This is a genomic window from Arthrobacter sp. B055-34, from assembly GCF_059090425.1.
Window position 1 is genome coordinate 70,034 of record NZ_JBNHFQ010000007.1, and the last position, 20,533, is coordinate 90,566.

Annotated in this window: 20 protein-coding genes and 1 tRNA gene; 12 read left to right on the top strand and 9 right to left on the bottom strand. The window is 66.0% G+C overall.

The window, feature by feature from the left end; all coding sequences use genetic code 11:
• Positions 1-23: 23 nt before the first annotated feature.
• Genes AC5RWO_RS14250 through AC5RWO_RS14260 form a run of 3 tightly spaced genes read right to left on the bottom strand, consistent with a single transcriptional unit; the run spans position 24 to position 3,266 of the window.
• Positions 24-743: an NUDIX hydrolase gene (locus tag AC5RWO_RS14250; RefSeq protein WP_498732076.1), complete on the bottom strand. Its 720-nt coding sequence runs from the start codon at positions 741-743 to the stop codon at positions 24-26.
• A complete protein-coding gene (gene nth, locus AC5RWO_RS14255; protein WP_498732077.1) occupies positions 740-1,567 on the bottom strand; it encodes an endonuclease III in 828 nt (275 codons plus the stop codon). The genes AC5RWO_RS14250 and nth overlap by 4 nt, the downstream gene beginning before the upstream one ends.
• On the bottom strand, positions 1,554-3,266 hold the full coding sequence (locus tag AC5RWO_RS14260; RefSeq protein ID WP_498732078.1) for a hypothetical protein: 1,713 nt from the start codon (positions 3,264-3,266) through the stop codon (positions 1,554-1,556). Before AC5RWO_RS14260 ends, nth begins: the two co-directional genes overlap by 14 nt.
• A 284-nt stretch (positions 3,267-3,550) precedes the next feature.
• Here AC5RWO_RS14260 and acs point away from each other — a divergent pair, with 284 nt between their 5' ends.
• The 3 genes from acs (at position 3,551) to AC5RWO_RS14275 (ending at position 7,173) form a co-directional block, all read left to right on the top strand.
• Positions 3,551-5,524: an acetate--CoA ligase gene (gene acs, locus AC5RWO_RS14265; RefSeq protein WP_498732079.1), complete on the top strand. Its 1,974-nt coding sequence runs from the start codon at positions 3,551-3,553 to the stop codon at positions 5,522-5,524.
• A gap of 132 nt (positions 5,525-5,656) precedes the next feature.
• Positions 5,657-6,115 (top strand): type II 3-dehydroquinate dehydratase, encoded by a 459-nt coding sequence (gene aroQ, locus AC5RWO_RS14270; RefSeq protein WP_498732080.1) that lies wholly within the window; start codon positions 5,657-5,659, stop codon positions 6,113-6,115.
• Positions 6,116-6,123: 8 nt separating this feature from the next.
• Positions 6,124-7,173, top strand: coding sequence for a DUF2332 domain-containing protein (locus AC5RWO_RS14275; protein WP_498732082.1), 1,050 nt, complete (start codon positions 6,124-6,126; stop codon positions 7,171-7,173).
• A 28-nt stretch (positions 7,174-7,201) separates the two neighbouring features.
• Here the strand turns inward: AC5RWO_RS14275 and AC5RWO_RS14280 are convergent, their stop codons facing one another.
• The gene (locus AC5RWO_RS14280) at positions 7,202-8,389 is read right to left on the bottom strand and encodes a MarP family serine protease (RefSeq protein WP_498732083.1); all 1,188 of its coding nucleotides are present in this window, start codon (positions 8,387-8,389) and stop codon (positions 7,202-7,204) included.
• Positions 8,390-8,647: 258 nt separating this feature from the next.
• Here AC5RWO_RS14280 and AC5RWO_RS14285 point away from each other — a divergent pair, with 258 nt between their 5' ends.
• Positions 8,648-9,325 carry a Crp/Fnr family transcriptional regulator gene (locus AC5RWO_RS14285; protein ID WP_074701094.1) on the top strand — a complete coding sequence of 226 codons (678 nt, stop codon included), beginning with the start codon at positions 8,648-8,650 and terminating at the stop codon, positions 9,323-9,325.
• Between the two features lie 74 nt (positions 9,326-9,399).
• Here the strand turns inward: AC5RWO_RS14285 and AC5RWO_RS14290 are convergent, their stop codons facing one another.
• The 3 genes from AC5RWO_RS14290 to sp36 are packed head-to-tail and all read right to left on the bottom strand — an operon-like array spanning position 9,400 to position 10,970.
• Entirely contained in the window at positions 9,400-10,335 is a 936-nt protein-coding gene (locus AC5RWO_RS14290; protein WP_498732084.1) for an NUDIX hydrolase, read from the bottom strand.
• Complete coding sequence (locus AC5RWO_RS14295) at positions 10,319-10,813, bottom strand: RidA family protein (protein WP_498732085.1); 495 nt, start codon at positions 10,811-10,813, stop codon at positions 10,319-10,321. The genes AC5RWO_RS14290 and AC5RWO_RS14295 overlap by 17 nt, the downstream gene beginning before the upstream one ends.
• 1 nt (position 10,814) lies before the next feature.
• Complete coding sequence (sp36, locus tag AC5RWO_RS14300) at positions 10,815-10,970, bottom strand: Sp36 family protein (protein WP_074701091.1); 156 nt, start codon at positions 10,968-10,970, stop codon at positions 10,815-10,817.
• A 90-nt stretch (positions 10,971-11,060) separates the two neighbouring features.
• Between sp36 and AC5RWO_RS14305 the strand changes: the two genes are divergently transcribed.
• The 5 genes from AC5RWO_RS14305 (at position 11,061) to AC5RWO_RS14325 (ending at position 16,412) form a co-directional block, all read left to right on the top strand.
• Positions 11,061-13,244 carry a transglycosylase domain-containing protein gene (locus tag AC5RWO_RS14305; RefSeq protein WP_498732086.1) on the top strand — a complete coding sequence of 728 codons (2,184 nt, stop codon included), beginning with the start codon at positions 11,061-11,063 and terminating at the stop codon, positions 13,242-13,244.
• 2 nt (positions 13,245-13,246) lie between these two features.
• Positions 13,247-14,191 (top strand): metallophosphoesterase, encoded by a 945-nt coding sequence (locus AC5RWO_RS14310; RefSeq protein ID WP_498732087.1) that lies wholly within the window; start codon positions 13,247-13,249, stop codon positions 14,189-14,191.
• Positions 14,192-14,341: 150 nt separating this feature from the next.
• Positions 14,342-14,415, top strand: a tRNA-Pro gene (locus AC5RWO_RS14315).
• A gap of 101 nt (positions 14,416-14,516) precedes the next feature.
• Positions 14,517-15,674 (top strand): FAD-dependent monooxygenase, encoded by a 1,158-nt coding sequence (locus tag AC5RWO_RS14320; protein ID WP_498732088.1) that lies wholly within the window; start codon positions 14,517-14,519, stop codon positions 15,672-15,674.
• A gap of 60 nt (positions 15,675-15,734) precedes the next feature.
• Positions 15,735-16,412 carry a hypothetical protein gene (locus tag AC5RWO_RS14325; protein ID WP_498732089.1) on the top strand — a complete coding sequence of 226 codons (678 nt, stop codon included), beginning with the start codon at positions 15,735-15,737 and terminating at the stop codon, positions 16,410-16,412.
• Here AC5RWO_RS14325 and AC5RWO_RS14330 read toward each other — a convergent pair.
• Together AC5RWO_RS14330 and purD are read right to left on the bottom strand one after the other, a co-directional pair.
• Positions 16,390-17,346: a phosphoribosylaminoimidazolesuccinocarboxamide synthase gene (locus tag AC5RWO_RS14330; protein WP_498732090.1), complete on the bottom strand. Its 957-nt coding sequence runs from the start codon at positions 17,344-17,346 to the stop codon at positions 16,390-16,392. The genes AC5RWO_RS14325 and AC5RWO_RS14330 overlap by 23 nt on opposite strands.
• The gene (purD, locus tag AC5RWO_RS14335) at positions 17,343-18,653 is read right to left on the bottom strand and encodes a phosphoribosylamine--glycine ligase (RefSeq protein WP_498732092.1); all 1,311 of its coding nucleotides are present in this window, start codon (positions 18,651-18,653) and stop codon (positions 17,343-17,345) included. The genes AC5RWO_RS14330 and purD overlap by 4 nt, the downstream gene beginning before the upstream one ends.
• 78 nt (positions 18,654-18,731) lie before the next feature.
• Here purD and AC5RWO_RS14340 point away from each other — a divergent pair, with 78 nt between their 5' ends.
• From AC5RWO_RS14340 to AC5RWO_RS14350, 3 genes are read left to right on the top strand one after another with little or no spacing between them, the layout of a single operon-like run.
• Complete coding sequence (locus AC5RWO_RS14340; protein ID WP_498732093.1) at positions 18,732-19,736, top strand: asparaginase; 1,005 nt, start codon at positions 18,732-18,734, stop codon at positions 19,734-19,736.
• Positions 19,737-19,758: 22 nt separating this feature from the next.
• Positions 19,759-20,145, top strand: coding sequence for a sterol carrier family protein (locus AC5RWO_RS14345; protein WP_498732094.1), 387 nt, complete (start codon positions 19,759-19,761; stop codon positions 20,143-20,145).
• 9 nt (positions 20,146-20,154) lie between these two features.
• Positions 20,155-20,511: a hypothetical protein gene (locus AC5RWO_RS14350; protein WP_498732096.1), complete on the top strand. Its 357-nt coding sequence runs from the start codon at positions 20,155-20,157 to the stop codon at positions 20,509-20,511.
• The last annotated feature ends 22 nt before the right edge of the window (positions 20,512-20,533 follow it).

Below are 20,533 nucleotides of genomic sequence, written 5' to 3' on the forward strand. Positions count from 1 at the left end.
CCGGTTTCCGGCGCCGCTGAAGTTCAGGCTTGGGACGGGTCCTCAACCGGAGCAACCGGGCGCAGCGGCGCGGGGATCTCATGGGACTGGTCCCAAGGGATCGTCCAGCCCAGATCGTCGAAAAGATGACTTAGCAGTATCGCGGTGAAACCCCAGACGATGACGTCATGGACCAGGAAGCCGGGGCTCTTGAAGACCTGTCCTTCCCGCTGGACAACTGTCATACGCCGGTTGGCGGGATTCAGCAGGTCGGCCACGGGCACCCGGAAGACCTGGGCAGACTCGGCGAAGTCGACCACGGCTACCGGCGACGGCGCAGACCACCAGGCAACGACGGGGGTGACCAGAAAGTTGCTGACCGACAGGGGAATCTCCGGCAGCGTGCCGAGGACTTCCACTCCGGTGGCATCGAGCCCCGTCTCTTCCACTGCTTCACGCAGGGCAGTGGCAATCGGCCCGTCGTCGTCGGGATCGATTCCTCCGCCGGGAAACGCCACCTGTCCGGGGTGGGAGGACAAGGTGGCGGCACGTTCCACAAACAGTACGTCCAGGTCATCAGGGACAGCCGACTCATGGAATTGGGATGGTGTGCTGTCCAGCGCCCCGAACAACAGCAGGACCGCTGCCGCCCGGGATTCCTCGTCGTCGAGTTCGACGTTGTACCAGCCCTCACGGTCCCGTACGGACAGCCGCTCTTCCATGGGGACGTTCAGAAGCTGCTGCAGGTCGGACTTCGCGCTCATGCATCCAGCTTAAAGCCGGCCGCGCGCAGTTCGGCACGGCTCTCGCCGGCCCGCATCCTGGCCAGCAGTTCCTCGCGCCCGGGAGCAAGTTCATATTTAAGCAGCTTTGCCGCCTTATCCGGGTCGACTTCGCCTTCCCCAAAGGACGGACAAAGCGCCGCTACAGGGCAGACGCCGCAGGCTGGCTTGCGCGCATGGCAGATCCGCCGGCCGTGGAAAATGACGCGGTGCGAGACCATCGTCCAGTCTTTGGGTTCGAAAAGCTCTGCAACATCGAACTCGACTTTGACCGCGTCGGTGGCATCGGTCCAGCCGAAACGGCGGGCCAGGCGGCCGAAGTGGGTGTCCACGCTGATGCCGGGAACGCCGAAGGCATTGGCCAGCACCACGTTTGCCGTTTTCCTCCCCACGCCCGGTAGCGTAACCAGGTCCTCAAGCCGCCCGGGGACTTCGCCGTCGAACTCGTCGACGATCCTGTTGGACAACGCCAGCACACTGGCCGTCTTGGCCCGGAAAAACCCGGTGGGCCGGAGCATCTCCTGCAGCTCGGCTTCATCGGCTTCGGCCATGGCCCGGGCGTCCGGATAACGCGCGAATAACCCGGGCGTCGTGGCGTTGATCCGGACGTCGGTCGTCTGGGCCGAGAGCACCGTGGCGATGAGCAGTTCGAAAGGGTTGCGGAAATCCAGCTCCGCAACCGCATAGGGGTACTGCTCTGCCAATATCTTGTTGATGCGGCGCGCACGGCGTTTGAGCGCCAGCGGGGATTCATCAGGACTGATCTTGCTTCGTCCCACGGACCGCTGGCCCTTAAGCGCGTTCAATGTTGGTCAGATCCCTCAGCACGCCAACCCGGCCGTCGGTGTGCTGGACAAGGAACTCGTCTCCGCGGTCCTGCAGCGCCAGGATCCAGGCGCCCGGTTGCAGCATGAAGGCGACTTCACCGGTGTTTTCGTCATATGTCGGACGGGTACGGCCGACAGCGAACCAGAAGGCTTCATAAGTGACCTCCTCGTCGGATTCCTCAATGTGTTCCCGGGTGGCACTTATCGGTTCAGCGGCGTCAAGCCTGGTCCCTTCGGTGCTGGCGCCCGCCACCGAACCCATGGCCGCAGTTTTCGGCATTTCGGACTCGAACCGTCCTTCGGTCCGGTCTTCGGAGCGTCCGGTCTCGACTGTCTGAGCGGCAGGAGCAGTCTGTGATGCGCTCGTCTGCTCGCCGGTGGATTCGCCGGAAGCAGCTGCCCCAGCATCGGGCTGCTCCTTGCCGGCATCCGGTCCTCTGGATCCCGCGCCGGCAATGCTGTCTGCCTCGGTCACTTCCCCGCGGTCCTGCGGCCGGGCCGAATCCTTCGCTGCCCGGGCCGACGCAGCTGCACTCGACTCCTTGGCCGACTGCTTGGCGTCGGCTGCAACCGCCACCTCGTCGTCGGACATCGGAATGCCCACTGCCTCGCCATCGGCCGCGCCGGGGGCCGTGAGATCCTCGTCGCCGGCTGCCTCACCGTTGCGCGCGGACAGTGTTTCCTTCTTCGAGTCTGTCTTGCCCGCTTCCGCTGCAGCGGCCACACCGGCCACGCCCGCGGCGCCTGTTCCTGCAGGCGCCGCGAAATCGGCGGCGGAACCGGACGGTGTTGCGGCACCGGCGGAAGCCTGGGGCTGGGCACCAGCCTTCGCCAGCTCGTTCGAAGCCTCAGTCCGCCCGGTAGCATCATGCGGGCGGCCCTGGGACCTAACGCCGGAACGGCCCTGCTCACGAGCTCCCTTGTCCTTGCCTGCAGCACCGGCCCCTGCGTTGGATGCCGTTGCGAATGCTCCGTGGGTGCCGGGGCTGGACAGACCGGCAGCCGCGCCCGACACGGCACCGGCTGCACCTGCTGCACTGTTCTTACCGAACCCCGTTGAGTTTGTGGCCTTCGCCCGCGCTGAGGGAGATCCTGCCGCGCCCGCCTTTGGTGCCGAGTCATTCGGTGCGTGCTGCTGCCCCGGCGCGGCTTCTGCCGTGACCGGTTTGGGAGCTTTGGCCCGGGCCGGAACCGCATCCCGGGCAATCGGATGTGCCGGCGTTTCCAGCCGGCCGGCGAAATCGGCCCGGAACTGCGGAATCCAGCGTGCGCAGACGGTCGCTGCGAGCAGACCGAGACTGCCGATGAAGCCGATCGTAGCGCTAAGGCTGAACGCGCTGACCAGCGTCAGGAAGAAATAACCGGCAGTAAACGAGGCCACCACCGAGGCGAACTGGTCCACGGACAGGGACCCGATGCGCAGCTTTGTCTTGGGTGCCAGCCGACGGATGATGAACAGCACCAGCACCATGGCCGGCAGCAGGATGCTCAGACCGAGACGGAAGAGGTTAGAGGAATTCCACTGATTCAGCCCGATTCCCTGAATGACGGCGGTGGGCAGCACTGATGCCAGGAACAGCAGTACCACGGACAGTGCCACGGCGACGTCCCGCACGGTGAACGGCCCGGCTACTGCCTCGCTGACGCCGTCCGAAGTGGTTACTGCATGATCTGTCATAGTCATTCTCCGATCGTCGCGGCCAAAGCAGGCCTTGGCAGAGCTTGCGCTGGTCTCAGCGTAGTCAAGGAAAGTAGCCATCACTAGCCGAATCGCGGTGTCCGCAGGAGCCGTTCAACACCCTTTTTCACCGCTCACCGCAGAATTACGTCCTTTTACATCCGAACCTGTGACCCGTGCCACGATGTCCGGACGCAGGGACTAATGTGATGATCAGCACGAGTGGCCGACCGTCCTGGCGGAATGTGCCACGCACAGCCGCAACACCACGAAAGGGCCTTCTTATGTCTGAAGCCAACGGAACCCAGCACGCCACGAGCGATGCCTTGGAAAACCTGCTGCAGGAGAACCGGAAGTTCGCGCCCAGCGAGGAATTCGCCGCGAACGCGGTGGTCAAGCCCGGCATCTATGCAGAGGCCGACGCCGATCATCAAGCCTTCTGGGCGAAGCAGGCACGGGAACTGTTGTCCTGGAACGAAGACTTCACCCAGACCCTGGACTGGTCCGACGCGCCGTTTGCCAAATGGTTTGTCGGCGGCACGCTCAACGCGGCATACAACGCGCTGGACCGCCACGTGGAGAACGGGCTCGGGGACCGGGTAGCCATCTACTTCGAGGGCGAGCCTGGCGACACCCGCACGTACACGTATGCCCAGCTGACCGAAGAGGTCAAGAAGGCGGCCAACGCATTCGAGTCCCTCGGCGTGGCCAAGGGCGACCGGGTTGCCATCTACCTGCCGATGATCCCGGAAGCCGTCATCACCATGCTCGCCTGCGCCCGCATCGGCGCCATCCACTCGGTGGTCTTCGGCGGTTTCTCTGCGGACGCCCTGCGCAGCCGCATCGACGATGCCGAGGCCAAGCTCGTGGTCACCTCGGACGGCACGTACCGCCGCGGCAAGCCCAGCCCGCTGAAGCCGGCCGTGGACTCCGCCCTGGAGGCAAAGGGTCATGCGGTCAGCAGCGTCGTCGTCGTCAAGCGCAACGGCGAGCCCGTGGACTGGCACGAGGGCCGCGACCGCTGGTGGCACGAAGTGGTGGAATCCGCTTCCGCGGACCACACCCCGGTTCCGCACGACGCCGAGCACCCGCTGTTCATCCTGTACACCTCCGGCACCACCGGCAAGCCCAAGGGCATCCTGCACACCACCGGCGGGTTCCTGGCGCAGAGCGCGTTCACGCACAAGGCCACCTTCGACCTGCACGCCGAGACCGACGTGTACTGGTGCACCGCGGATATCGGCTGGGTCACCGGCCACACCTACGTGACTTACGCACCGCTGATCAACGGCGCCACGCAGCTGATGTACGAGGGCACGCCGGACACCCCGCATCAGGGCCGCTGGTGGGAACTGGTGGAGAAGTACAAGGTCTCCATCATGTACACCGCGCCCACGGCGATCCGCACCATGATGAAGTGGGGCGAGGACATTCCGGCGAAGTTCGACCTGTCCTCCATCCGGGTCCTCGGCTCCGTGGGCGAGCCGATCAACCCGGAAGCCTGGATGTGGTACCGCCGCGTGATCGGCGGCGACAAGGCCCCGATCGTGGACACCTGGTGGCAGACCGAGACCGGTGCGCACATGATTGCCCCGATGCCCGGCATCACCGAAACCAAACCCGGTTCGGCGCAGACCCCGGTGCCCGGCATCGCCGTCGACGTCGTTGACGAGATGGGCCAGTCCGTGCCGAACGGCCATGGCGGCTACCTGGTCATCCGCGAGCCGTGGCCGGCCATGCTCCGAGGCATCTGGGGCGATCCGGAACGCTACAAGGAGACCTACTGGTCCCGCTTCGACAACATGTACTTCGCCGGCGACGGCGCCAAGAAGGACGACGACGGCGACTTCTGGCTCCTCGGCCGCGTCGACGACGTCATGAACGTTTCCGGGCACCGGCTGTCCACCACCGAGATCGAATCCGCACTGGTGAGCCATCCCTCGGTGGCCGAAGCCGCCGTCGTTGGCGCAGCGGACGAGACCACGGGTGAAGCAGTCGTGGCGTTCGTGATTCTGCGCGGCAACGCGGTGGAAGACCCGGAGATCGTCGCCACCCTGCGCAACCATGTGGGCAAGGAGATCGGTCCGATCGCCAAGCCGCGCCAGATCCTGGTGGTGCCGGAACTGCCCAAGACCCGGTCCGGCAAGATCATGCGCCGCCTGCTCAAGGACATCGCCGAAGGCCGCGAGGCCGGCGATGCCAGCACGCTGGCGGACAACACGGTGATGCAGCAGATCACTTCCTCGCTCAAGGGCTGACACGTCCGCAGCAGATGCGGCGGCCACCGGCAGGACATCCTGCCGGTGGCCGCCCTTCGTTTCAGGGTAGGTCCCGTCCGGAGGACGTAACGCGGCTCGGGAGCGTGTCCGCCGTTGAGGCATAGTTAAGCCATGACTTCGCAACCCGCCGGCACGGCAGACAAGACGATCCTGGTTCTCAACGGCCCCAATCTGAACCTGCTGGGCACCCGCGAACCGGCCATCTACGGCTCGGCCACGCTGGCAGACGTAGAGCAGCTCGCCGCGCAGACAGCCAAGGCCCACGGACTGGGCACCACCTGCCTCCAGTCCAACCATGAGGGCGAACTCATCGACGCCATCCACGGCGCCCGCGGCACCGCAGCCGGCATCGTGATCAATCCCGGCGCGTACACCCATACCTCCGTGGCACTGCGGGATGCGCTCTCCGGCGTCGAGCTTCCCGTGGTGGAAGTGCATATCAGCAACATCCACCGCCGCGAGGAGTTCCGCCACCATTCCTACATCTCCGGTGTAGCCCAGGCCGTCATCGCCGGCGCAGGCATCAGCGGCTACAAGTTCGCGGTCGATCTGCTCGCCGAAGCCCTCTAGCCAGCCCAATGGACACGGTCAACGGTGCCGACCCGGAACCTGGCCGGAGCGCCGGCGGCGACGCCGACCCGGGAACGGTTTCGGGCACGGCGGACTGGTACCGCAATTTCGGGCTGCATGAAGCCCGCGGCCAGTCTGACTGCTATGAGGAGTGGGCGCTGGCCATCAGCCAGGATCCGCAGCTACTGACCCTGATCGACACGCTGCCCTATGCCAAACGCCAGCCGAACCTCGTCCTCGCCGCGGCCCGGTTCCTCGGTGCCGGCATCACACCCTATGTCGAATTCCGGCGGTTCCTGCTCTCCCGCTGGCCACAGGTACGCCAGGTCATCCTGACCCGATCCACGCAGACCAACGAACCGGGCCGGTGCGCGGTTTTCCTGCCCTCCCTGGCAGGCATCGCCGCGGCCGAGGGCAGACCGCTGGCGTTGCTGGAGGTCGGCGCCTCCGCCGGACTGGTGCTGTTTCCGGACCGTTACCGCTACCAGTACAACGGCGGCCCTGTCCTTGCGGGGCCGGCCTCGGCCCCGGACTCCCCGGTGCTGCCCTGTGCCGTCACCGGACCTGCGCCGCTTCCGTCCGAGCCGCCGACAATCAGCTGGCGGGCCGGCATCGACCTGAATCCATTGGACAGCACCAACAACGACGACGTCGCATGGCTCCAGGCGCTGATCTGGCCGGAACAGGAGTTCAGGCGGCAGCGGCTGCGGGCTGCCCTGGCGATAGCCCGGCAGGATCCGCCGCGGCTGGTCGCCGGCGATCTTAACCAGCGCCTTGCGGAAGTGGTTGCCGAGGCACCTGCGGAAGCGGCCGTCGTCGTACTTCATTCAGCAGTGCTGGCCTACCTGGCTCCGCCCGAACGGAGGAAGTTCGCGCAGACAGTGCGGGAGCTTGGCGTGCACTGGCTGTCCAACGAAGGCGCGCACGTGCTGCCGCAGCCCGGCGACGAGCCCGAGGGCATCGACGGCGACCTTGTCCGCGGCAGATTCGTGCTCCGGCACAACGGGCGTCCGGTTGCGCTCACCGGCCCGCACGGGCAGTTGCTGGACTGGCTCTAACACCGCCCGGAAGCTCGGGGGCCTGCCGCTACTTCCGGATGCACTGCCCGGCGGAAACCGTCTCCTGGTAGACCATGGCGTTGTCGATGACCGTCTGGATTTCATCCAGGGACAGCGCGTAGCCTACCGGCACGTCGTCGGTGGCTTTGGCGAAAACGAGACCGGCAATGCGCCCGTCCTGGTCCAGCAGCGGGCCGCCGGAGTTCCCCTGTTCCACGTCGGCGGCCAGTGTGTAGACCTCCAGCTCCTCCGGGTCAGCGCCATAGATGTTCTGCACGAGCACGGTGGACAGGCCCTGCACCGTGGCGGGCTGGCTCTGGAACGGGCCGCCGGCCGGGTAGCCCTGGAAGGCGGCCAGCGTGCCGTCGGCCAGCTCCTCCCCCACAGGCAGCGGGCGCACGTCCAGGCCTTCCACGGCAAGCACGGCAATATCGTGAACCGGATCGAAATGCACCACACGGCCCGGCAGGACCCGGCCGTCCGGTATCTCCACCACGGGCTCGTTCACGGACGCAACCACGTGGGCGTTGGTCATCACGCGGTCCGGCGCGATCACGAATCCCGAGCCGGTCTGGTTCTGTCCGCACTGGAACGCGGTGCCGGCGATCTTCACCACGGACTGGGCGGCCTCGTTCAGCGCGGCTGTATCCGCCCCTGCGTCCGGAACCGGCACCGGGTCGGCGGGCGTCACGCCGTCGATCACTTGGGGAATGCCGTCCTGCACGGCGATGGAGCGGGCCTGCGCCAGCAAGGACTTTACCGGGGCCGGCGTGAGTGAGTCGATGGTCTGGATGACCTTCGAACCCGCAATCTGCTGCGAGACGAACGGCACACCCAAGGCGCTGATGCTGAAGGCCAGCATCGACATCACAAGCGCCGCGACGGCCACGTTGGCGGCTCCGCCCAGCAGCCGGTCCACTGGTCTCACCGGGGGAAAGTCGAGCCTTCGCCGGATTGCCCGGCCAATGCCCGAGCCCATGGCGTGGCCCAGGATCACCAGCAGGACCGCGGCGGCGATGATCGCGGTCAGGCGCCAACCGGGGTCCGGCACCCACATGCTCACAAAAGGAACCGACAGGAACGCGGCGATGGCGCCCAGGACAAACCCAACAATGCCACCCAGCGTCACCAGGAAGCCTTTGCGCAACCCCCCGACCAAGTAGGCGAGCAGGATCAGGATCAGGACAATGTCCAGGATCGTCAGGCCAAAAAGCAAGCTGTCTCCATCGGGGCCGGAAGTTTAGGCATTAGTCTAGTATCCGAGGCTGGGAATATGCCCGGCTGCTGCGACGTTCTGCGCTATGGCACCTCAGACAACGCTGTCTTCCCATTGCACTGACCACCATTTTCCTCATCCCTAAGCGAAACGCGCCTGTGGAAGATGTCACAAGTGCTTTACATACGGCAAAATGGGAGGCAGTGCCTAGCTGACGAGCAGCCGGCTGACCGCCGCAAGACTGAAACAGGAGACTCCATGGACATTGAGATACTACGCCGCGCACCGCTTTTCGCTTCCCTCGACGATGATGTGTTTGCCGCACTGACCGACGAGCTGACCGAAGTGGATCTTTCCCGCGGCGCCTCAGTGTTCCGTGAAGGCGACCAGGGCGACCAGCTGTATTTCATCGTCTCCGGCAAGATCAAGCTCGGCCGCACCGCTGCCGACGGTCGCGAAAACCTGGTGGCCATCCTCGGCCCGGGCGAGCTCTTCGGCGAAATGGCACTGTTCGATCCGAGCCCCCGCAGCACCTCGGCAACCGCCGTCTCCGAGACCCGCCTGGCCGGCCTGAAGAACGAAAACCTCCGCGGCCTGCTCGAGACCCGTCCCGAGGTCTCCGCCCAGCTGCTGCAGGCATTGGCCCGCCGCCTTCGCCGCACCAATGACTCGCTGGCCGATCTGGTCTTCTCGGACGTTCCCGGCCGCGTGGCCAAGGCCCTGCTGGACCTCGCCGACCGCTTCGGCCGTCCGGCCACGGACGGCGTCCTGGTGGCCCACGAGCTGACCCAGGAAGAGCTGGCCCAGCTGGTCGGCGCTTCGCGTGAAACCGTCAACAAGGCCCTCGCCGAGTTCGTCCAGCGCGGCTGGCTGCGCCTGGAAGCCCGCGCGGTGGTCATTCTCGACATCCAGCGGCTGCGCCAGCGCTCCCGCTAAACGCTTTTCATAACGACGGCGACGGTCACCTTGGAAGGTGACCGTCGCCGTCGTTATTTGTACTGCGAAAAACTCTATCGTCCGCGCTGCAGGGAACCGCCTTCGGGGGCGGTGAGGGTTTCGACTTCGAGCATCGGCTCGCCCTCCACCAGTACCAGTTCCGGATGGTAGACGCGCAGCGGCCGCTTGTGGGAGAGGTAGGCAATGCAGCCGCGGGCGGAAGCAATCTTTTCGAGAATGGTTTCCACCGCAGGTGAGGAGACCTCGCTGAGGTTCAGCCCGCGGGTGTCTTCCTGGTCTGCCAGATCCCCGAGTGCGGAGGTGCTCCGCTCGGCAATCACTTTGCCGGCGCAGACCCAGGACGCCCAGACACCCTTGCCAGCCAGCAGGCTGGGCTGCTGGCTGACCGGCTGTGCCGCGGCGAAGTACCTTGTGTCGAACCGGCGGTGGGCGAAGTCCGGGCTGAGCCACCGCGAGAGCGGCTTCAACAGGTCGGTGCGCAGCCCCAGTCCCCAGCGGTCCAGCAGCTGCGGAAAGCTCTTTTCCTGCTCTGCGACCGCCTGGCGGGCGCGCATCCATTCCTCGCTGTCGCCGCCCTCGACCAGGGATGACTCGTCCTGCCCGGCCAGCAGGATGCCGCTCTCTTCGAACAGTTCCCTGATGGCGGCCACCACGAGGGCCCTGGCGTGCTGATGATCTTCCAGCCCCATCAGCTGGGCCCATTTGGCCGCCGACGGCCCGTACCACGGCACCGGCTCGAAGTCCGCCTCGTCATCGATGGTTCCCCCGGGGAACGCGATGGCGCCCAGCGGCGAACTGCCGGAGCGGTACCCAAGGTAAGTCTGGGTACCCTCCGGGCTGTCGCGGATCAGGACCACGGACGACGCGTACCGCGGTTTGCGCGGCGTGCGCTCGCCATGGTCAAACCAGCTGCGGGCGGCCTCCAGCTGGTCCGGCGGAAGCCGGAACAGCCGCTTGGTCTGCCGAAGCGGACTAGCTGAACTCGGCAATCAGTTCCACCTCAACCGGAGAGTCGAGCGGCAGAACGGCAACGCCGACGGCGGAACGGGCATGTGCGCCCGCCTCGCCGAAAACCTTGCCAAGCAGCTCGGAAGCGCCGTTGATGACAGCCGGCTGGCCGGTGAAGTCCGGCTCCGAGGCCACGAACCCGACTACCTTGACGATCCGTGTGACACGGTCCAGGTCCCCGATGACGCTCTTGACGGCGGCCAGTGCGTTGATGGCGCAGGTGGCTGCGAGCTCTTTGGCCTGCTCCGCCGAGACAGAACTTGAGACGTTGCCCACTTTGCCCTTGGCGGCCAGTTCACCGTTAACCATCGGCAGCTGGCCGGACGTGTAGACATAGTCGCCGGACACGACGGCGGGCACATAGGCGGCTACGGGAGCGACCACCTCGGGCAGGGTCAGGCCAAGTTCAGCCAGGCGCTCTTCTACAGCGGAAATGCGGGACTGCTGCGGCTGCGTCATGTTACTGCTTCTCCCTCTTCAAGTAGGCGACGAGATTGGTGGAATCGGGGCCAGGAACTACCTGCACGAGCTCCCAGCCGTCCTCTCCCCATTGGTCCAGAATCTGCTTCGTGGCGTGAATAATCAGCGGAACTGTGGCGTATTCCCATTTGGTCATAAGTCAACCGTAACGCGTGCTTGTAAACTAGAGCCCATGGCGGCTCGTAAATCCCCTTTTTTTGACACTGCTACAACGCTGGGCAAAATCATGGCGTTCCTTGGCATCAGTGCGCTCTGCGGCGTGCTCGCTGCCGGATTGCTGGTGCCCGCAGCGGCCGTAGCCGGTGTGGGAGCGACCTCGTCCATCGACTATTTCGACCAGCTGCCGGATGAGCTGCAGACCAGCCCGCTCTCCCAGCCCTCCAAGATCTACTCGGCGGACGGCAAGCTGATTGCCACCTTCTACGCCGAGAACCGCGTCCCCGTGACGCTGGACAAGGTCTCGGAGCACATGCAGAACGCCATCATCTCCATTGAAGATGTGCGCTACTACGAGCATGGCGGCGTGGATCCGCAGGGCATCATGCGCGCGGCCATGAGCAACGTGGCCGGCGGCGACCTGCAGGGTGCTTCCACCCTGACCATGCAGTACGTGAACAACGTGCTCATCGACGCCGGTGCTTCCGCCGGCAAGAGCGCCGACGAACTGACCATCAGCGGCACCAAGTCCATCGGCGACAAGTTGCGCGAAGCCAAGCTGGCCATCGCCGTCGAAAAGGAATACTCCAAGGAAGAGATCCTGCAGGGCTACCTGAACATCGTGCTCTTCAGCGGCCAGACCTACGGCATTGAAGCCGCGGCGCAGACCTTCTTCGGGGTCCCGGCAGCCAAGCTGAACATCGCACAGTCCGCCATGCTCGCGGGCATGGTGCAGTCCCCCAACTACTTCAATCCGGTGTCCAATCCGGAAGCGACCATCGAACGCCGCAATACGGTGCTGGCCGCGATGCTGAGCAACCAGAAAATCACGCAGGAAGAGTATGACAAGGCGGTGGCCTCGGACCTGGGCGTCGACCTGCAGCCGGTTCGTTCGGGCTGTGTCGCCGCGAACTTCGCCGACTACTTCTGCAGCTATGTGCAGCACGTCATCATGCAGTCTGATGCTTTCGGCGCCGACGCCACCGAGCGGTCCAAGCTGCTGGCCCGCGGCGGCCTGAAGATCCAGACCACCTTGGATTCCCGCCTCCAGAAGTCCGCCCAGGAAAACGTTGAAGAGCAGGTTCCCATGGGCGACGAGTCCGGGGCCGGTTCGGCCATGGTGACCGTGGAGCCCGGAACCGGCAAGATCCTGTCGATGGCCCAGAACACCAATTACAGTCCGGAACAAGGTGCCGAGAACACCGAGCTGAACTTCAACGTGGATGCCGACATGGGCGGCACCGCCTACGGGTTCCAGCCCGGCTCGACCATGAAGCCGTTCACCACGGTGGCGTGGCTGGAGTCCGGCCGGAAGCTGAACGATCGGATCGATGCCAGCCGCACCATGTACCCGGCCGGCTACGACTGGAACGCCAGCTGCCTGCCCGCCGGGGCCTGGTTCGACAAGTGGGACTTCAAGAACGCAATCTCCGGCTGGGAGCGGACCATGACCGTCAGCGAAGGTCTGACAAAGTCGATCAACTCCGCCACCGCCGCGCAGGCCGCCATCCTGGACCTCTGCGATATCCGCGATGCCGCCACCCGCATGGGTGTTCATCGCGCGGTCGACGGCGAGCCGTTCGAGGTCAACAGTCCGTCCTTCGTGATCGGCGGCCAGGAAGTCGCACCGATCACCATGGCAGCGTCCTTCGCTACGTTCGCCAGCGGCGGCATGTACTGCAAGCCCATCGCGCTGACGTCGGTCAAGGATGCGCAGGGCAAAGAATACGAAGTACCCAAGGAATCTTGCGAGCGGGCCATCTCCAAGGATGTGGCCAACGCCGTGACCATCCCGCTCGAGAACCTCGTGGCGGACAGCCCCGGCTACATGCGGCCCATGGGCTTCCCAGCCGCTGCCAAGACCGGTACCACGGACGTGTCCGAGCAGACATGGACGGTCGGCTACACCACCGGCCTCGCCACCGCATCGTGGGTGGGTAACTGGACCTCGTACGATTCGCTCAACAACATTCCCATCAACGGCGTTACCCGCGACTATGTGGACGGCGCCACCATCGCCGGCGCCCAGTGGACCGACTACATGATGGAGATTGCACCGCTTTACGAAACGAATGCGTTCGACAACCCGCCGAACAGCATCGTGAACCCGGCGCAGTCCCAGTCCCCGCAGTCCCAGAACAACGGCGGCGGCTCGGGCAACGGCGGCGGATCCGACGACCGCGGCAACGGCAACAACGGCCGTGGCAACGGTGGAAACGGCAACGGTAACGGCGGCGGAAATGATGACGACTGACCATGGACGCTGAACACCTGCGCAAGCAGCTTCGCACTGCCGGCCGCGTGGCACTTGGTGTCACGGCGGCCGGCAGTGCCGCATTTGCCTATGGCAGCCTGATCGAGTGCAACCTCTTCGGCGTCCGTGAAGAAACCCTCGCCATCCTGCCGCCCGGACGCCGCCCGCTGAGGATCCTGCACCTTTCGGATATCCACATGACCCCCGGCCAGAAGCGCAAGCAGCAGTGGCTGCGTTCCCTGGCGTCGCTGGAGCCGGATCTGGTGGTCAATACCGGGGACAACCTCAGCCACCGCCGGGCCGTGGAACCGCTGCTCGAAGCCCTCGCTCCCCTGCGCGAGTTCCCCGGCGTCTTTGTCCCGGGCTCCAACGATTACTACGCGCCGGTACTGAAGAACCCCTTCGGCTACTTCACCGGCCCGTCCGACCAGCCCGAGGACTACGCGGACCGGGAGCTGCCCTGGCGCCACATGCACGCTACCTTCAGCACCTCGGGCTGGACGGATCTGACCAACCGCCACCAGTCCATGGTGCTCCACGGCCTCCGGCTGGACTTTACCGGCGTCGATGACCCGCATCTGGACCGCGACCGGTACACGGGCTATCCGCACGGCTCCTCGACTTCCGAGGCAGCGGACCATGTGCGCATTGCCGTGGCGCATGCCCCGTACCAGCGGGTGCTGGACTACTTCACCGCCGACGACCCGGACCTCATCCTGGCCGGCCACACCCACGGTGGCCAGGTCTGCATCCCCGGCTACGGCGCCCTGGTGAGCAACTGCGACCTGCCCACGTGGCGGGCCAAGGGCCTGACGTACTGGGAGCACGCGGGCCGCAGCGTGCCGTTGAACGTCTCCGCCGGGCTGGGCACGTCCCGCATGGCCCCGGTGCGCTTTGCCTGCCGCCCCGAGGCGGTCCTACTGACCCTCACGCCCCGCTCCCCCTGACGATCCCGGAGTCCGTCCAGGTGCGGCGGGACGGCTCCAGGACCTGTGTCCAGCGTCACCGGGTCCCCGATTTCAGCTTTCGGCCCTTTCTCCGCTATTCTTGAACAGTTGCTTTTGCTGCTGTGGACAACGACGGCGGAGCAAAGGTTTCGGGGTGTGGCGCAGCTTGGTAGCGCGCGTCGTTCGGGACGACGAGGTCGCAGGTTCAAATCCTGTCACCCCGACGAAACCAGCAGGAAAGGCCTCCGGCCGGCAGCAATGCCAGGCCGGGGGCCTTTCTTCTTGCCAGCTTGATCTTTCGGCCAAATACACAAAGTATTGGTGCATGGGTGCAACTGAACGCAAGGCAATCATCATCGGAGCCGGAATCGGCGGGCTGGCCACGGCCCTGGCCTTGCAGAACACGGACTGGAAGGTCCACGTACTGGAACGCTCCGGCACCCTGTCTCCTTCGGGCACCGGCCTGTCACTCTGGCCCAATGCCCTGGCCGCACTGGAACGGCTCGGCGTCCTGGAAGAGGTGCTGGCGGCCGCCGTTCCGGTCCGGGGCGACGTGCTGGACATGGACGGCAACCCGATCATGCTGCTGGAGCAGCTGGATGTCCGGCGCCGCTACGGTCTGCCTATCCAGATGATCCACCGCGCGGACCTCACCGCCATTCTGGCCAAGCCCCTGGAGGTCAACACGGTGCACCTGGGCCTCAACGCCGTCGGCTTCCAACCCGGCTTTCCCAGAAGTACTGTCGAACTCGACAACGGCGGCCGGCAGAGCGCCGAACTGGTGGTCGGCGCGGAGGGTCTCTACTCGGTGGTCCGCCCTGCCTTGATCGGCCGTGATAAACCGCGCAGCTCGGGGACCACGGCCTTCCGCGGCGTGTGCGACGCGGCGGGGCTGGACCTCGACTCCGTCCCGTGGGGCGAAATGTGGGGAGACGGCGGCGTTTTCGGTGCCACTCCCCTCTCCGGGAACCGCATCTACTGGTATGCCACCGCGCCCAACGAAGAGCTGGCAGACGCCGGCCACGACGGGTGGAAGATGACGGCGATCGAGAACTTCGCCCATTGGCACCCGGGCATCGAGTCCGTTCTGGTGAAGACCGAGGAAAGCGCCATCATCGCGCACGAGCTCTTTGACCGGAAGCCGGAGCCGGTCTGGTCCGGGCGGTCGGCCACGCTGGTCGGTGACGCGGCCCATCCCATGCTCCCCTTCCTGGGGCAGGGCGCCTGCCAGGCGCTGGAAGACGCCGTCGCGCTGGCAGACGCGCTGGCGGGCAAGGATTCCATTGCCGACGGTTTGGTGGAATACGAATCGATCCGGGCGCCGCGGGCCAACGAAATAGTGCAACGCTCACGCACCATGGCGCGCCTGGCCCAGCTGGACTCCGCGCCGCTGCGCAAGGCACGCAATACCACCATGCGGCTGCTGCCCAAGGCACTGCGGCTCCGCCGTCTAGACGCCGTGGTGGGCTACGAGGGGCATTGACTTACGTGCCGGTCCGTACTGCAATGGCTTAAAGGGCTGTGCAGTTAGGAGGTCCCGGCCATGAACCTCACGGACTTCGGTCAACTGCTGCTCGCCGGACTGGCCGTCGTCGCCATTATCGCGGCGACCACGTGGGCCGCCGGGCGGGGAATCGACCGTCCGGATGACCTGGACAATACCTTCTGGTACGCCTTTGCCGGCCTCTCCTGTGCCCTGACGCTCGTCTTCCTGGCATCGGCCCTCAGTGCCACCGCGGCATCGGTCCTGATGGCCCTGCTGCTGCTGACGCTGGTTCCGGCAGGCCTGCATCTGCGCCGCCGGTGGCTTGCGGGGAGCCAAGCCGCGGGTACGAATGCTGCAGCGCCCCTGGCCGCGCACCATGATGCGCTGATCAAACGGTGGCTGCAGTACGAGCTGGATCCAGCCGCCGCGGCCGCTGCCCCGGCCCTGAGCGACGCGGCCAACCCTGCAACTGCTGCCATGCTGCGCGGGATGCGGCGCGCCGAACTGCTGCGGCCTGGCCCAGGGCAGCACGGAACGGGCGGATACAGCCGAGGCAGCGAGGAACTGGCGGCCTATGCCGGAGCCGTTACCGAATTCGGGCGGCTGCTCGCCGCAGCCGAACGGGAGGCAGGAGTGGCGGCTGACGAGGCGGGATACTTAGTTGCCCGCCCCGTCAGCGAACCTGGCTCTGCAAGCCGCGTTATGCCTGTGGTCAGGAGAACTGCCGGCCCGTGAGCCGCTCGTACGCCTCTATATAACGGGCCCGGGTCTTCTCCACGATGTCCTCCGGCAGGGCCGGCGGCGGCGTGTCCGACGCCTTGTCCCAGCCGGATTCTTCCGAGGTGAGCCAGTCCCGGACAAACTGCTTGTCGAAGGACGGCTGGGCCTGTCCCGGGGCATAAGTGGCCGCGTCCCAGAAGCGGGAGGAATCCGGTGTCAGGACCTCATCGCCCAGGGTGATTTCCCCGGTTTCCGGATCCATGCCGAACTCCACCTTGGTATCGGCCAGGATGATGCCCCGTTCACGGGCGATCTCCTCGGCGCGGCGGTAGATCTCCAGCGTCTTCTTGCTCAGCTGCGCGGCAATATCGTCGCCCACCATGGACACCACGGCGTCGTACGTAATGTTCTCGTCGTGTTCGCCCACTTCGGCCTTCGCCGAGGGCGTGAAGATGGCCGGCTCCAGGCGGGAACCGTCTACCAGTCCTTCGGGCAGCGGGATGGCGCAGACCGTGCGGGACTCGCGGTACTCCGCCAGGCCGGAGCCGGTGAGGTAGCCGCGGGCGATGCATTCCACCGGGAACATGTCCAGCTTCTTGCAGACCATCGCACGGCCGGCAACGGCCTCGGGAACATCGGTGGACACTACGTGGTTGGCCACGCCCTCAAGCTGCTCGAACCACCACAGGCTCAGCTGGGTCAGGACCCGTCCCTTGTCCGGAATCGGAGTACTCAGCACATGGTCGTACGCGCTGATCCGGTCACTGGCCACTACCAGCACCGTCTGTGCATCATCCATCGGGTCCGGCAGCCGGTGCCGCGCCGCGGATTTGTTGTTGGACTGTGCGGAGCCCTCGGCCGATTGCGCCGGAATATATAGGTCGCGCACCTTGCCGGAGTACACGTGGGTCCAGCCGGGCAGCTCCAGGTGTTCGGGGTTGAAGTTCATGCCAGATCCTTTGCTGCTGTTTCGTTTCGCTGGCCGGGCAGGACGATCTCGCCGTTGGCCGCCTTAAGTCCGATGTCCGTGCGGTACTGCGAACCGTCCAGGTGGATCAGTTCCACAGCGTCGTAGGCTTTTTCCCTCGCCTCCACCAGGTCTTCACCCAGGGCGACGACCGCGAGCACCCGCCCGCCGGCGCTGACCACCTTGCGGTGCTCGTCCAGGGCGGTGCCCGCGTGGATTACGTGTACGTCCTCGAGGGCGTTGGCCTTCTTCAGGCCGCGGATCCGGTCACCCGTCCGGGGTTTGCCCGGGTAATTCTCCGAAGCGACAACCACGGTCACGGCACTGCGCCTGGACCAGTTCAGCTGTTCGGACGGGTCCAGCTCGCCCTTGGCCGCGGCGAGCAGCAGCCCGCCCAGCGGAGTGCGCAGCCGCGCGAGCACCGCCTGGGTCTCGGGGTCACCGAAGCGTGCGTTGAATTCGATCACGCGTAGGCCGCGGCTGGTCACCGCCAGGCCGCAGAACAGGACGCCGACAAAGGGCGTGCCGCGGTTGGCCATCTCGGTGATCGTCGGCATCGCCACGCGCGCCATGACCTCGTCAACGAAGCCCCGCGGCAGCCACTCCAGCGGCGTGTAGGCGCCCATGCCGCCCGTGTTCGGGCCTTCGTCGCCGTCGTAAATCCGTTTGAAGTCCTGCGCCGGCACCAGCGGAACGGCCCGCTCGCCGTCGGAAATCACGAAGAGGGAGACCTCCGGGCCATCCAGGTATTCCTCGATCACCACTTCCCCGCCGGCGTCAAAGCAGGACTGTGCGTGGGCCAGCGCCTCGACGCGGTCCTCGGTGACCACCACGCCCTTGCCCGCGGCCAGACCATCATCCTTAACCACGTAGGGAGCGCCGAAGGTGTCCAGCGCTGCGGCGGCTTCCTCCGCGTTGACGGCCACCCTGGCCATCGCCGTGGGCACGTTGGCCGCGGCCATGATCTGTTTGGCGAAGGCCTTGGAGCCTTCAAGCCGGGCCGCTTCCTTACTCGGCCCGAAGACCGCGATGCCCGCTTCGCGCAGCGGATCCGCCACGCCCGCCGCCAGCGGGGCCTCCGGTCCGATAACCACCAGATCCGACTCCAGCCGCTGCGCGAGCGCCAGCACTGCTGCCGCGTCGTTGGCGTCAATGTCATAGGTGGGCACTATCTGCGCGATGCCCGCGTTTCCGGGCGCTGCATGCACCTCGGTCACGTAGGGGTCGGTCAGCAGGGCTCGGACAATTGCGTGCTCGCGGCCGCCGGGGCCAATCACAAGTACCTTCACAACGTCTAAGCGTACTGGGCGGGAGCGCGCTGCCCGAAGTTGTTTCAGCCGCCCCAGCCGCCACCTACACTTAGGGGCATGCCCGAAACCTTTAAAGCTGCCGACGCCGTCGAACTGGCAGTCGTGGAACGCAATGGCTTCATCGAGTCCCGCCACCTGGGCTCGGCCGTCGTGATGGCCGCGGACGGTTCCGTGGTCACCGAACTCGGCGACATCAACGCGCCGATCTTCCCGCGCTCCGCGCTCAAGCCGTTCCAGGCCCTCGCCTCGATGCAGTCCGGCGTCCCGCTGCGCGGCGTCCAGGTCGCCCTGGCCTGCGCCAGCCACACCGGCTCGCTGGAACACATGGATGTGGTCAACGGCATGCTGAAGGCCGCCGACCTCACCGACGAAGACCTGCAGTGCCCGGCGGCCTGGCCGCAGGACGAGACGGCGCGGGGCTGGCTGGTGCGTACCGACCGCGGCCGGCAGCGCGTGGCGTTCAACTGCTCCGGCAAGCACGCCGGGTTCCTGTGGGCCTGTGCGGAAAACGGCTGGGACACCAAGACGTACCTGGATCCGAACCACCCGCTGCAGCGCCGCGTGATGGAGATTATCGAGGAGTACACCGGCGAGCGGATCTCCCATCTGGCCACGGACGGCTGCGGCGCCCCGGTGCCCGCCGTGTCGCTGACCGGGCTGGCGCGCGCCGTCGGCAAGCTGGCCAAGGCCCCCTCGGACAAGAACGCGGACGCCCGCGCGGCCACGATCGCCACCGCGATGGTGGACTACCCCTGGGCGGTCCAGGGCCACGGCCAGGAAAACACCGTGGTCATGGAGGACCTGGAGATCATCGCCAAGCTCGGCGCCGAAGGCGTAATGATGATGGGCACCGACACAGGTGTCTCCGTTGCCGTGAAGATTCTCGACGGCGGCGCCCGGGCGGCGTCGTTGGTGGGACTCACGCTGCTGGCTGCCGCCGGCGCCCTCGACGCGGAGAAGGTCGGCCCGGTCCTGGAGAAAGTGGTCAAACCCGTGCTCGGCGGCGGCGAACCGGTGGGCCGGATCCGGCTCGCTGCTCCGGTGATGGCGCTGCTGGACTGACCGGCCGGGAAGCGAAGAAAAAATGGGAGTACGACGGCGGATCACGGCTGCCGACGGCCACGCCGCCCTGGGCGCGTGGCTGGGCGGGGCGATGGACCGCAAAACCACCGCCACGGCCGTGCGGTTTTCGCTCGAGGAACTCGCGGAGCGCGCGCCGGGCAACAGCGTGGAAGTGCGGGTACCACCGTTCGGCGTCACTCAGTGCATCGAGGGCCCGCGGCACACCCGCGGCACACCTCCCAACGTGGTGGAATGCGACGGCGCCACCTGGCTGGCGCTGGTGACCGGCACCGAAAACTGGAGCACCGCCGTCGAAAGCGGAAAGGTTTCTGCCTCGGGACTGCGGGCTGAACTGGCGGATCTGCTGCCGCTTTTCGCTCCGGACCACGGCGCTTCCGGCAGCCGGTAGGCTTGAAGCATGAGTTCCGAGCACGTTCCCGCTGAACCAGCCGAGCCCCGCGAGCCGGCCGGGCCAGGTTCCCCCAACCGTCGCGAAGTGCGGTTGCGCCGCGCCCCCAAATTCGGTCCGTTCATGGGCCTCGGAATTGTCCTCGGTATCATCGTGGCCGCCATCTCCGCCTACACAGGCCCGGAAAACGCCGAGTTCACCCGCAGCTCCATTTTCGGTTTCCTGGCCGTGCTCTTCGGCATCGCGGGCATGCTCCTCGGCGCCCTGGTTGTCCTGATCCTGGACCGGATCAGCATCAAGCGCAGCGAGAAAATGATGGCTGTGGAAACCCCGGAACAGACGGACCCGGAACAAGAAGAGCGCTGAGCCGGATTTACCCGGCCGCCGG

What these genes read in the sequence shown, in the direction of transcription:
- AC5RWO_RS14250 (WP_498732076.1), bottom strand. Translation starts at nt 743, where the DNA reads ATGAGCGCGAAGTCCGACCTGCAGCAGCTTCTGAACGTCCCCATGGAA.
- AC5RWO_RS14260 (WP_498732078.1), bottom strand. Translation starts at nt 3,266, where the DNA reads ATGACAGATCATGCAGTAACCACTTCGGACGGCGTCAGCGAGGCAGTA.
- acs (WP_498732079.1), top strand. Translation starts at nt 3,551, where the DNA reads ATGTCTGAAGCCAACGGAACCCAGCACGCCACGAGCGATGCCTTGGAA.
- aroQ (WP_498732080.1), top strand. Translation starts at nt 5,657, where the DNA reads ATGACTTCGCAACCCGCCGGCACGGCAGACAAGACGATCCTGGTTCTC.
- AC5RWO_RS14275 (WP_498732082.1), top strand. Translation starts at nt 6,124, where the DNA reads ATGGACACGGTCAACGGTGCCGACCCGGAACCTGGCCGGAGCGCCGGC.
- AC5RWO_RS14285 (WP_074701094.1), top strand. Translation starts at nt 8,648, where the DNA reads ATGGACATTGAGATACTACGCCGCGCACCGCTTTTCGCTTCCCTCGAC.
- AC5RWO_RS14295 (WP_498732085.1), bottom strand. Translation starts at nt 10,813, where the DNA reads ATGACGCAGCCGCAGCAGTCCCGCATTTCCGCTGTAGAAGAGCGCCTG.
- sp36 (WP_074701091.1), bottom strand. Translation starts at nt 10,970, where the DNA reads ATGACCAAATGGGAATACGCCACAGTTCCGCTGATTATTCACGCCACG.
- AC5RWO_RS14305 (WP_498732086.1), top strand. Translation starts at nt 11,061, where the DNA reads ATGGCGTTCCTTGGCATCAGTGCGCTCTGCGGCGTGCTCGCTGCCGGA.
- AC5RWO_RS14310 (WP_498732087.1), top strand. Translation starts at nt 13,247, where the DNA reads ATGGACGCTGAACACCTGCGCAAGCAGCTTCGCACTGCCGGCCGCGTG.
- AC5RWO_RS14320 (WP_498732088.1), top strand. Translation starts at nt 14,517, where the DNA reads ATGGGTGCAACTGAACGCAAGGCAATCATCATCGGAGCCGGAATCGGC.
- AC5RWO_RS14325 (WP_498732089.1), top strand. Translation starts at nt 15,735, where the DNA reads ATGAACCTCACGGACTTCGGTCAACTGCTGCTCGCCGGACTGGCCGTC.
- AC5RWO_RS14330 (WP_498732090.1), bottom strand. Translation starts at nt 17,346, where the DNA reads ATGAACTTCAACCCCGAACACCTGGAGCTGCCCGGCTGGACCCACGTG.
- AC5RWO_RS14340 (WP_498732093.1), top strand. Translation starts at nt 18,732, where the DNA reads ATGCCCGAAACCTTTAAAGCTGCCGACGCCGTCGAACTGGCAGTCGTG.
- AC5RWO_RS14345 (WP_498732094.1), top strand. Translation starts at nt 19,759, where the DNA reads ATGGGAGTACGACGGCGGATCACGGCTGCCGACGGCCACGCCGCCCTG.
- AC5RWO_RS14350 (WP_498732096.1), top strand. Translation starts at nt 20,155, where the DNA reads ATGAGTTCCGAGCACGTTCCCGCTGAACCAGCCGAGCCCCGCGAGCCG.